This window comes from Parabacteroides chongii (genome assembly GCF_029581355.1).
Classification (GTDB): domain Bacteria; phylum Bacteroidota; class Bacteroidia; order Bacteroidales; family Tannerellaceae; genus Parabacteroides; species Parabacteroides chongii.
In genome coordinates this window covers 3,171,721-3,184,835 of record NZ_CP120849.1, presented here as the reverse complement: position 1 = coordinate 3,184,835, position 13,115 = coordinate 3,171,721, and the positions used below count along the sequence as shown (strand labels likewise).

6 protein-coding genes are annotated in these 13,115 nt (G+C 39.5%); all 6 read right to left on the bottom strand.

The features are described 5' to 3' along the window. Positions 1-45: 45 nt before the first annotated feature. The 6 genes from P3L47_RS11690 to P3L47_RS11665 all read right to left on the bottom strand — a co-directional run bounded on the left by P3L47_RS11690 (position 46) and on the right by P3L47_RS11665 (position 13,108). Positions 46-1,521: a RagB/SusD family nutrient uptake outer membrane protein gene (locus P3L47_RS11690; protein ID WP_277780889.1), complete on the bottom strand. Its 1,476-nt coding sequence runs from the start codon at positions 1,519-1,521 to the stop codon at positions 46-48. An 11-nt stretch (positions 1,522-1,532) separates the two neighbouring features. Then, positions 1,533-4,895 (bottom strand): TonB-dependent receptor, encoded by a 3,363-nt coding sequence (locus P3L47_RS11685; protein WP_277780888.1) that lies wholly within the window; start codon positions 4,893-4,895, stop codon positions 1,533-1,535. A gap of 210 nt (positions 4,896-5,105) precedes the next feature. Continuing rightward, entirely contained in the window at positions 5,106-6,089 is a 984-nt protein-coding gene (locus P3L47_RS11680; RefSeq protein WP_277780887.1) for a FecR family protein, read from the bottom strand. A 75-nt stretch (positions 6,090-6,164) separates the two neighbouring features. Next, the gene (locus P3L47_RS11675) at positions 6,165-6,716 is read right to left on the bottom strand and encodes an RNA polymerase sigma-70 factor (protein ID WP_122360801.1); all 552 of its coding nucleotides are present in this window, start codon (positions 6,714-6,716) and stop codon (positions 6,165-6,167) included. A 95-nt stretch (positions 6,717-6,811) separates the two neighbouring features. After that, complete coding sequence (locus P3L47_RS11670) at positions 6,812-7,627, bottom strand: immunoglobulin-like domain-containing protein (RefSeq protein WP_277780886.1); 816 nt, start codon at positions 7,625-7,627, stop codon at positions 6,812-6,814. 24 nt (positions 7,628-7,651) lie between these two features. After that, positions 7,652-13,108, bottom strand: a complete 5,457-nt coding sequence (locus P3L47_RS11665) for an alpha-2-macroglobulin family protein (RefSeq protein ID WP_277780885.1) — start codon at positions 13,106-13,108, stop codon at positions 7,652-7,654. Between the last annotated feature and the right edge of the window lie 7 nt (positions 13,109-13,115).

The window sequence follows — 13,115 nt, the reverse complement described above, 5'->3', positions numbered from 1 at the left end:
TTTCATGAATATACTTTTTAATTATACCTTCATTTATAAATGTTGTTACTTATAGTTTGGATTTTGGACTAATATACCTCCGGCCTTTTCTATTTCACTGTAAGGAAGAGGCAAATAAAAGTACTCTTTAATATAAGTTGTTTTATAATCAGGCATCGTACCATCAAGTACTAATCCATCGAGTTTATTCATAATTCTCCAGCGTTTCATATCGTAGATACGTATTCCTTCGAACGCGGTTTCCACACGTCTCTCATGACGAATTATTTCACGCAACTTACCTTGATCCGTCGATGACGAAATGGAGAACAATCCAGCCCGATCACGGATCATATTCACCAACTCCACAGCCTCAATGGTATGTCCGAGTTCATTGGCAGCTTCTGCTTTTAACAAAACCAATTCACCCCAACGCAATAAAACAATATCCACATCGCTTCTATCGGACTGTGTCCACATATCCGAAGTATTTTTTATCGGACGAACCCATTTTAACATATGTTTATTGATCGTAGACGGAGCAAACGTGATCTCCTCACCACCAGGCCACGTATATGTTTTTCCAGCAATTGTCAAATTCCTTCTTTCATCTCCTTCTTCAAAATCTTCATACAAATTATCCACGGGTTGTACCTGATTATACAAACCGTATAATAAGTCAATCGTATGATAATTATTAGGAGCCAAATATTTAATCGAAAATATTATTTCCGGACAAGTTTCCTGATCATCTTTTCTAAAATTGTTAGCGAAATTTTCATCCAGACTATAACCGTGTATATCAGACAAAGCAGTATAAGCTTCCTGAACCAATGCCTTATCTGCTATACCATTTTCATCATAAGCTTCAAACATCAATAACCTTGCAAATAATCCTTGTGCAGCCCCTTTAGTTACTTTTCCGCCTGATTCTTTATATGTTTTATCTGGTAAACAAGAAATACACATCTGTAAATCTTTATAAATCTGACCATAAACTTCAGTCAACGAGTTTTTGGGCTGATATTGTGTTTCTATGGTTAACGGCTCTGTCACCACAGGGACTTCCCCATAATGAAAATATAACAGAAAGTAACAGTAACACCGTAAAAACGTAGCCTCTCCCACAAATTGTCGGCGTAATTCATCAGAAATATCTCCCCCTTTATATAAATTCAAACGAGACAGGAAAATATTTACACGTGTAATGGCTTTATAACATTGCTGATATAAATCAGAAACTATACCTTCCATTTCCGGATAAACCTGTCCTCTCTGAATATTACCGGCACATAAAACGCCATAACTTCCCTCATTACAAAATGCATTATCTGTCATACAATCATAAACAGATATAGCCGGAGCGATTGCTTGTTGCTGTAAACTTGAATAGCATCCCTTCAATGCCATCTGAAAATCAGCTTCAGATTGCCAGAATATATCTTCCGAAGGCTCTTTCGTCGGAGGAGTATCCAGTACTCCGGTACAAGCATTACAAACAGCAACTATCGTCAATAATATGATATAAATATTCTTTTTCATCTTTATACGTTTTAAAATTCGACATTTATACCTAACGAATAAACTTTATTCTGCGGATAATATACCAATCTTGTACCATTCATCGAGTTATAATTCCTCTCCGGATCCCCTCCCTGAGGAAATTTCGTAAATGTCAATAAATTATCTCCGGAAAAATAAAACCTCAACTTATTTACTCTAATCTTTTGAGTCAATTCTTTTGGAACCGTATATCCAAATGTTAGATTCTTTAAACGAAAATAGGAAGCATTATGAATCCAGTATGTACTTTCGCGAGTATTCTTTGTTCCTCCCATATTATCATAATAAAGTCGCGGATATTTACCATTCGGATTCTCTTCGGTCCACATATTTTCTATATAATCATAACTAATTGGCGATCCCTGATAGAACGGACGTAATCCCCAAGCTACAGCATAATGTTTTACCCCCTGAACTCCCTGTCCCATCAACGAAAGATCAAAGCCTTTCCAACTAGCACTCAGATTGATAGAATACTCAAATTTAGGGAAACGCCCATCGACAACTATTTTATCATAACTATCTACTATTCCGTCAGGAACCCCATCCGGTCCGCTAACATCCCGATATTTAATATCACCAGGCAAAGTCTCATCATTGAATTGCTTAGGAGATGTTTTTACATCTTCTTCATCCTTGAATATTCCAATAGCATCCCAAGCATAGAAAGAACCATACGGCAAACCCTCTTGATATATCAAACCATTTCCATACTCAGTTGCACCAAACTTAGTCAACTCATTCCGTGAACGGTCTATATGAAAACCTGCATTATAGTACAGTCCCTTAAACAAACCTCCCTGAATCGTATTTGCATATTGAATATCAAATTCAATACCTTTATTCTCTAACTCTCCGTCATTTATATAAGGAGCATCCAGACCTAACAAGAAAGATGACTGGGCTTGTCTCAAAATATCATAAGTTTTCTTTTTATACCATTCAAATGTAATATTCAGACTATTAAATAAAGATAAATCAACACCGATATCTGTGATAGCCGTTGTTTCCCATTTCAGATTACGATTACTGATTTTCTTCTGGCCGGCTCCTGTTTCTAGTGTCGTATTATCAAAAGTATAATTCATATCGGCCGAAATCTTGGCATAATAGGAATATAAAGAGACATTTTGATTCCCTAATGTACCCCAGGAACCTCTTAATTTTGCATTCGTAAGCCAATGCTGATTTAGATCCTTAAACCAGTCTTCTTCTGTTATACGCCAACCAACAGAAAACGAAGGGAAAACACCCCAACGAGTTTCCGGAGCGATACGGGAAGAGCCGTCATAACGTGCATTTACTTCAGCCAGGTATTTTTCTTTATAATTATAATTCAAACGGAAAAAACCAGACATCAAGGCCCATTCTTCGGAATAACCGCTAGTAGTTTGAGTACTGTTTTCACCAGCATCCAGTTCATGCAGATTAAATGTAAAATCCTTTTTATATCCTTCCAAATGATTATAAACCCTATCTTCCACACTATATCCAGCCATTGCCGAAAAAGCATGTGCGTTATCCGCCAACGACCAGTCGTATTTCAAATAAGTATATAAATTAAGATAAGTAGATGTATACATTATATTGGTCAAACCATCCCCACCCTTATTCAGGAATATACCAAAATCACCAGTATGTGTATAATATAACGGAACAGAATTGGAAGCCCAGTCTTTTGATTGCCGTTGATTGTAACGAACGGCACCTTTCGTATACCATGTCAGACCTTTTCCAAGTTTTACATCCAACCAAAGTTGCGTATTGACATCTGTTGTTGTATAATCAATGAAGTTCTCATTATTCACCAATGCTGCCATGTTCTTATTATTTGCTTCAAAAACATAAGCCTTATAGGCCCATTTTCGCACTCCGGAACCATCATCCGGTAACCAGGGCATATAGGTCGGAGCCTGAGAGATTGTAGACAAATAAGCATCCGTATCTCCTCTTCGGGTTTCTCTACGAGAACTGCGGCTACCAGAGAAATAAGCCCCTAACTTGATCCAGTCATTTACCGAAGAAGACAGATCGATCGCCATATTATAGCGTTTATATTTATGGCCTCTCAATGTGCCGGGCTGATTAATCATACTTAATGAAACGTTATATGAAGTCCTTCCTGATGATCCCAAAGCATTTAAATTATGCTGTTGCACAAAAGGATTTACAAACATATAATCTAGCCAATTAAAACTTGGATATTTCTCCGGATCAGAAGGATTAGTATACAAATCTATCATTTCCTGAGTGTACATCTCAGCCACAGGTTTTCCAGAATTCTTCTTTGCTATATTCCAATATTTCATATAAGTCGGAGAATCCCAAACCAAATCCAACAAATTAATCGGAGCATGAATAGCATAATTTCCTCTATAAGAAATTGCCACTTTATCCTTTATACTTTCCCCGCTTTTAGTAGTTACCAAAATCACGCCATTCGCAGCTCTGGCCCCATAAATAGAAGCAGATGCAGCATCTTTCAAGACTGATACACTCTCGATAATATTAGGATCTAAAGTAGACAGATCACCTTCCACTCCATTAATCAGAATTAAAGGATCTGAACCAGCTGAAGAATAAGTCCCCTGACCACGAATACGAAATTGAACACTTTCACTTCCCGGTTGCCCTTTATCAGAAGTCACACGTAAACCGGGAATTTGTCCCTGCAACATAGTACTTGTATTGGCTACCGGTCGTTTAGAAATATCTTCTCCTTTTACTGACGAAACAGCCCCCGTCAAATTTACTTTCTTTTGCGTTCCGTAACCGACAACCACTACCTCTTCCAGGGTTTCCGAATCTTCTTTCAAGGTTATTGACAAATTATGCTTATTAGCTACTGCCACTTCCTCTGTTTTATATCCTATATAAGAGATCACTAATGTTGCATTGGAAGCAACTTCCAAAAAGAATCGCCCGTCTATATCCGTAATGACACCATTCACCGTTCCTTTTTCCATTACATTGGCACCAATGACAGGTTCTCCCGTAGGATCAAAAACAACGCCTTCGATCTTCACTTTATTTTGCTGTACAATAGACTCTTCCTGTTTTGACAATATAATGTAATTATTGACAAACTCATATTTCAAGCCATGTCCTCTCAATGCTTCATCCAAATGCTCAGAGACTTTAGCTTTCTTTTTCGTTAATGACAAATCAAAGTTTGAACGGACACCACTCGTACTGTATATCACGAGGTAATCCGTCTGTTTCTCTATTTCCTTAAACAGTTCTTCTATTGAAAGCTTGTTCGATTTCAACTCGATGGTTACATTCTGTGCATCAGTATTCAATGCAAACAACTGGCACACAAACACAAACAGGATAAAAAAGGATAGTTTCATAATTCTGAATGCCTTTTGATAATTTTTTAGACACAAGGAATGCGTTAACAAAGGATTTATTTTCATATCTTTGTTTTGTTAAGTAAATACTAATTTTTAAACACAAATGGATTTGCTTTTCGCTAAATCGGTAGATAGGCCAATATCTGCCGATTTTTTTGTTTTTTTCATGGACTCATTTCATACGAATTTTAGAGGTTAATAACTATTTCACTTACTCAGTACTATTTGATTCGAATCGTCATCTTTGTTGATTTTAAATTTATGTATCCGTTGGATTAAGCGAAGAATTTCCATCACACCATCTCTTTGACGGAACTTCCCGACATATTCATAATTCAATATTTCTTTATCTTTTACTATGATCTTTACATCATAATATAATTCAAGTTTTTTTATGATACTTCCCAGCTTCTGTCTTTTGAAAGTATAGATACCTTCACGCCATAACAAATCGTCCGGATCCATTGTGGAAAGTTTAAATTGTTTGCCCTCTTGTATCAAATATTGTTCCGGAGACAACACAACACCTTCTGTTTCTGAAGACGGGAAGTAGGCTTTTACTTTTCCCTCTTGAAGATAAACACTGGTATAATCGCTTGTAGGATAACTGAACACATTAAACTGGGTTCCCAAAGCTTTTACATCAATTGTTCGGGTTGATACGATGAAAGGGACTTTTTCATTTTTGGCTACATTAAAGAATCCTTCTCCCGATAAAAAGACCTTTCGCTCTTTCTCAAAAAATGAAGGATAGGATAATTTGGAGCCTGCATTCAACCAGACTCTCGTTCCGTCAGGCAATGTCAGTTCTGCACGTTGTCCGGCAGGGACTAGCAGTTCCTGTTGAAAAGCAATCAGCTCCTGTTCATCTGATATCTTTCCCGACAAATAGTAAGATGCCAGCATCCATGCAGATACAAAGGCAATCACTATAACGGCAGCATAACGGCTCAATGAAACCAGCCAAACTTTTCTCTTCTGAGAATTCACAAGTCTTTTAAAGTTGCCATATTCCTTATATCCCTGCCGGACATCGGCTTTTTCGGGAACCAATTCCAACAAACTATGTAAGTGCTGATAATCTATTATCTGAGCTTTCAGTTCCGGATTATCATAGGCTTCCTTCAAAAGCAGGTCCTGTTCCTGTTTCGACAATAGTCCCTGACAATATTTTATGATTCTTTCATCCATTCTTTACGTTCTTTATATAGTAAACGAACAGAAAAAATAATCCCCCTAAAGAAATCTGATTATTTTTCTATTTTCTCAATTTTCACAAGAAAATAAAATAAACAGCAACAGGGGTAAATGGTTTTTCAATTCTTCTCTTAACTTTTTATAGGCAATAGTCATCTGTGCTTCAATGGTTTTGACAGATACATTCAATTCTTCTGCTATCTCTTTCTGCTTTTTCCCTTCCAATTTACTCAATATAAATATTTCCCGACATCGTTCAGGCAGTGTATTAAGTGCTTTTTCTATTATATCCTTTATATTATCCTCCGAAAGTCCCTCTACATCGAAAGCTTCCAAAGAATCGAACTTCATGCGGAAAGACAAATCAAAATCCTCCTGCATCTTTGAGGTGGCTTCCTGTTCCAAAAGTTTACGCCGCAAATAATCAATACACCTGTTCTTCACTGATGTAAACAAATAGGCAATCACATTTATATGGAAATCAAGCGATTCTCTCTTTTGATAGAAATCCAGAAAAACATCTTGTGTAATGTTCTCCGCTTCTTCTTCAGAAAGGACATAGTCACGTGCAAAGTGCTTGACACGTGAATACCATGTTATATAAAAGTTCTCGAAATCCATTCCTCAATCTCCCTTATACTGTACAGGTTTGCTCAATAATATGCGTAAAAGTACTCATTTGATGGATAAAACAAAATAAGATCACGAATTAAAATCTACTTACTGCCTTCATCAAATCTCACAAAAACTCCATATTTGTCCAGGTAACGACCATGACTATCACAAGCGGGCTGCCATTTTCCCGGAATTTTTCCAACTAACTTTATTGCTTGTTCTTCAAAGAGAAGGTTCGTTTTTTTACTCAATATTTTAGTTTTTTGTATTCGTCCCAATGTGTCAATAGTTAATTCACAAACCACTACCGCTTTCAAGCCGGATCCTTTTAATGCAGCAGGATAATATGTATTTCTTTTAATAAACATATCCAATGCCTCATAACCATCCTTATATTGAACGGGGCTCCAATCCGGCTCCTTATATATTTGAGCAATCTCATGCGTATTGGAAAGAGAAAAATTACCGATAACCAAATAAGATTGGTTTGCCTTATCTATTGTCTTTACAATCCGATACTTTCCTGGTTCATGCTTATATAGAAAAGCGTTGCCATCACAATATCCATGAGAAGGTACAGGATGAGCCATCAAGGTGTAAACAGCATTCTCCGGATAAGTATTCACCCAAGTAGAAGCAATTGTATCATAATACTCAATCTTCACATCATCTCCGAAGACTGCTTCTCCGTCCGAATGATTATATATTGTAAAATACACTCTATCCTCTGTTACAGGGAGAACTTCTGCATATAATCTCATTTCAAAAGAACTCTCATCCGGAACCATTGCGACAGAGGACTTATTTACAGTATCCTGTTTAGGTAAATAAGATATCTGCTCCTTATTCCCTTCCTTATGCTGGCACCCCAAGCATGCAATTGCTATTAAATAATAAAAAAGTTTGTTTTTCATCATATAGCAGTCAAATTTTATATTAAACTATTCTTGTACATCAATAACCGTGCTTCCTGAATACCCTGTAAACTCAGGAGCATACACAGATCGTACAGTCGTTATTCCGGTCTGATAAACTCCCGGACGATCCAGATAGATCTTATATTCTAACTGAACAGTGCCTTTACGAAACTTATCTATAAAAAACTCGATAGAAGAATCCTTTATCACTTGATAACAACCGATATTATCGGAAAAAACATAACCGGATAATTTCTCTTTAGGCTCCATAGAGGCGGCACGGGAATCCGTGATATGTATAAAATCCATGTCTCGGTCAGCCTTCACCGTAAGCTGTACCGTTAATTCATCTCCCACATGCAACTCTGTTTTCGGAGAAACAGTTTTTCCATTCTTACTATAAGTGCGGGTTATTTTTAAACCATTTCCTTTTGCCTTCCGAACCTTTCCCATATCTTCCATATATTGTGCATATACAGCGGCCCATCCCATACCTGCACCGGAACGACTGATCTCTATCTCCCGAACTTCTGCTTCTTTTCCGAAAAACGTATGACTGGCATACCCCAACGTATCGTTAGGAGTCACCACTTCCTTCTCTGCTATTTTTGCTTTTACACGACCGTTTCCAGATATGCTTTTTTTACTGTCGGAAAGAAAAGCATACACCGCATCGGCAGTAGCAACAGATGTCTCCCATACTTGCACCTGTTTCTGTTTCAACAACCATTGCTTCATTTCATTTATCATGACGGAATCATAGTCTATACAGGATATGGCCTCGATTGCAGCGACCTGTGTAGGAATACGGTAACTGTTCCAGGAATAGGTTGCTTTAGATGTATCGAAATAACGTCCCATTTCATCTGTAGTCACAGTATATTCTTTTATAGAGCGTACCAGTTCTTTTGCCTTTGCATGTTTATCAGCCTCATATAGTATGAGAGCTACACGGGCTTTCTCGTAAATCGTATAATCAGATTTCCCGGATTCAAGTTTATCGATCATGTACGAACAGGCCTTTTTTTCAATTTTGGAAGCTGCTTGTTTATCCAGTGCACAGATGTATAAATAATTGATGGATTGTCCGTCCGGCATCAAATCCTTTTTTCCTTTCTTTTCCTCTGCTATCATTTGCCTGTAAGCAGTCATCCAGCGATCAGCTAAATAGTCCAAAGCTTTATCATACATATCTTTCACAGGTTCTACAGATATATTCATCGCTTGCAGTCGGGCAAACATCTCCGCTATTTGGTAGGTAACATGATCATTTCCTCGCATACCTTTATACCAGCTCCATGATCCATCAGGTAACTGCAATTCACGTAAACGGGAAACAGCCGTCTTATTATCAGCATTGGTATTGAGAATCGCATCAGACAAAGAATTGGCATAAAAAACAGTTGCCCACGATAAAGCATCATCGTTATCCGCCTCAGCAATCACTGGAAGAGCTTGTACGGCATACCATTCCGGATTAGCTGTCAACTCGACTGTCAGTTGCTTACGAATTGCCGTTTTACTATCGTCGTTATACAAACCGTCCAATGCAACCGTTTTATTATCCGTTCCATTCAACTGGACGTATATAGCATCTGTCATCCACTGTTTATCTGACAAAACCGGAAGAAGATGTTGCTCTCCGTCACTGAACCCATCAGTCTCGGCAACAATCCGACAAATATAAGCCGAATATTTATCATCCCCTTTCACATCGAACGAAACTGCCATTGTACGATGGGCATCAACATTGAACGTCCGCTTTTGAGTCGATATGACTTCGCGGGTCTCCGGAACTATCAATTCCATCCGGATAATCCCCTGAGCCGTTTTTTCCGAGATATTGGTAATTGTCGTACTGATAACCGCCTCATCATTCACCCTGATAAAACGCGGCATATTTGTTTCCACCATAAATGACTTAACAGCTTTCGCTTTAGCGGTTATAAAACCATAATCCATAGTAGATGTATGAGCAAGCCCCATAAATTTCCATTCAGTCAGCGTTTCCGGAAGCGTAAACGCGATACTGACAACTCCATTCGTATCCGTCCGAAGAGAAGGATAGAAAAATGCAGTTTCTACAAAGTTCTCACGGAGGGGAACATACGGAGAACTATCGTCCAATTCAAGAGGAGATGAAGATTCAGCTATAGCCATCACAGAAGTTCCGTCCCCAAAATCAAAACCATTATCCACCGAGATTTCATCTGCAATCTCAACGTTTGTAGCCTTCTTCATCCGGCTTGTTACTTTTTCCTTGAAACTAAGACCGGCATACGGAACACGCCATAGAGGAACACGCATATAACTAAAGTCATTCCAGCTAAAACCATGTGCAGAACTGGCAGAATAAGGGAAACTGCTATACATCCAGATCGAATGGCCATGAACAATCATATTATGCCGTATGTCAGGCGTAAAACGAGGATAATTCAATCTGAAGTCCCAGTCATTGAGATACAGTTTATCGAGCGATGCATCATAAAGAGTCGCCAGCAAACAGGCATCCGCTGCTTTCTTGTCCGGTGACATTATCCGGAGTTCCCAGGTTTCCTCTCCTCCCGGCAGCAACTTATCACGAAACGTTTTCCATTGCAGTTTGAGTTCCTTCTTCGGACAAGGCCGGGTTATTTTTATTTGCTTGGAATAAAAAACACCCTTACGCATAAAAGCGAAATTAACAGTAATACCATCACCATACTCAGGCTTATACACATAAGAAAACGGACGGATTTCATCAGACAGTGTCATCCTTTCCGAATGGATACGTTTTTTTCCACAAAATACATCGTAAAACAGACAGACATCTTTCTCACTGGTTCCAACATACAAGTTTACAGGTTGTTCTCCATAGAATGTTGTCCCATCTTGATAAAACCATTCCGGCGAAGCGATCGGAAGTCGACGATCAGACAGTGAAAAGAGGACAAAGTCCTGACTCGCCGAGCACAATCTACCCTGTTCATCCATTGCAGCAACTTCCATTCGGTAATTAGCAGCAGGAAGTTTCAATAGCTCGTGGGGGACAAACATTCGCTGGGTTTCAATGGTATCTCGCCAAACTTCATCTCTTTTTCTCCCAGCCTCATCCAAAGAATAAACCACACAGACCGTCTGGCTTTTTACAAGCTGTCCGCTCAGATTCGTAGCAAGGATTTCCATGGAGTCACGCTTCTCCCGTGCCACTTTGGAACGTAATCCACGGATACGCAAAGCCAACGATTGTAAGCCTACAGGCAAAGAGAGAGAATTACTTTCCATTTCACCGACTTTATTAATCACCTGGGCCGTCACGTTAAAAGTATAATAACGTCCGGGATCATTCGTATTGAAATCATCCGGTTTACGCAGAAAAACAGGTAATTCAAAACTTCCATCAGCATTTGTCAAAAGTTTTCCGGTCTCCAATATCGTCTCACTACCGGAAATACGCCAAAACTCATTTTGTGAACGAACCGTTTTGTAGCTCAGCTCACATTCTCCTACTGGCACACCGGCAAAGGTTTTAACCTCCCCCGTTACTAATAATGTATCCCCCATTTGATAAGAGGAGCGATACGGATGAAAAATTACATCAAAAGTGGGGCGTTTATATTCATCCACCCGAATATAACGGCTGTCTCCATCTTTCACCGCCAGTTCAAACTCCCCAGGCCGAGCGGTTTCCGGTAATACAAAGTTTCCGGAAAATGAACCTAGACTGTCCGTTGTCAAATTCAGTTTGCCTATTTCCTGTCTGTTCGCATCACGCAGAATAACTTCACTTTCCGTTGCCGGAAGCACATAGGTCGAGTCTCCTTGTTGTCCGTAGACCCATCCTGCCACATAGACTATCTGACCGGGACGATAAAGAGCACGATCCGTAAAAAGAGATATCTTTTTCTGTTCTCCCGGCTTGGTATTTCCATTATATCTATGAACAGAACGTTCCGCATAAGTAATTTCCATATAATCGGCTTCCGGTTTGCGCACATTGATACCCAACCAGTTCTCTTCTTTTGGAGGAACCAGTGTCACGCACCCTTTATTATTGGTCGGATGTGTTTCAATCAACCGGAAACCTCCTCCCTGATCCACACGATAATAAGCAACTTCCGTACCAACCACCGGATGCCCGGTCAGTTTATCGACGACTGTTATTTCCTGTTTCCCATCGGGCAAATCCAATAAAACCGCCTGGAGGGTGGAAACATAAGCTCTTCCGTAAGCAGTATATGCCGGATTACCGTCCGGGATAGACTTAACGACATAAATACCTTCCGTCGGAAACCTGTAATGTACCAATGTATCCGTTTCCTTGTAATCAGGAGTTTCGGCTAACTGATAATGACGGCTATCCACTAACCTGCCATACTTTTTTACAACTGAAGAATGAATTTCTCCACCTGCCAATACACTACTTGTCGGCGTCAAATCCATCCGGTAGAGTTCAACAGTAAAACCAGACAGATTCCGATAATGAATCTTAAAATCAACATCCATTCCGGGATAGGCAAAAGGAATATCAGCATTGAAACGAGGTGTCAGTACCTCAGCAACCTGCTCTTTTAAGTCACGACAGGAAGGCGATTGGGGATATTTCTCTAACCCTGTTTGCGCCACTTGTAGTTTGGCTACATAATCACCCATCGCATCATAGCGTACAGCCAACTGGTTATACACTTCACCACAAACCGGAGAATCCGCAAACTCGACAGTCCACTGTTTCAGCAAATCGACAACACGCTCCTGTGTCAATCTCAGCTTTTCACCCACTCCTCCCCGACCGACATCATACCCTTCCATATATAACTTATCCAGTAACGACAACAACAGGGCATCTCTCATTCCCTGTTGCTTATAATAGGATATTAAACGGTCATGGATGGCAAGAACTTCTGTTTCTATTTTTGTTCTCAACGCCGGATCAACGATCCAATATCCTTTCAACCGTGTGATAGCCTGACTGGCAAGCAATTGAAACATGTTATCGTTATAATATGTTTCACTCAATTTCGCACTTACCGTCATAGGACGATAGTTCCCGGCCGGTTGCGTAGCCAGTATCTCCGGATTTTGGAGAGAAAGACAAAAATAAGAAATAGCACTGTCGATTGTCGCTTCATCTCTTTTACCTGTGTCCAATATATAATACCCCAACAGATTATTCAGTACGGCTTGATGTACCGGATCCGTTTCTTCGATAGCCCATTTTTTCAACCGGTCTAACTCGCCGGGTAGACTGTCCGGCGTTACATCGATATGTAAAGAGGCTTTCGTCAACCAGGCTTTCATCAATTGAGGAACATTCTTTTCCCGGCTGGCACGATCATAGATTTTCTGAACTTCTCCAACGGCTGATTTCGGCAGTTGTTTCTGTTCCATCACCTCTACCTGTTCCCACATTTGCTCATAAGACTGGGCTACAGTCCGGAAAGAAACAGTATGCAATACTAAAAGACATAGCAGAAAAACACGGAACAATCTATTCTTTTTCATAAAGCCT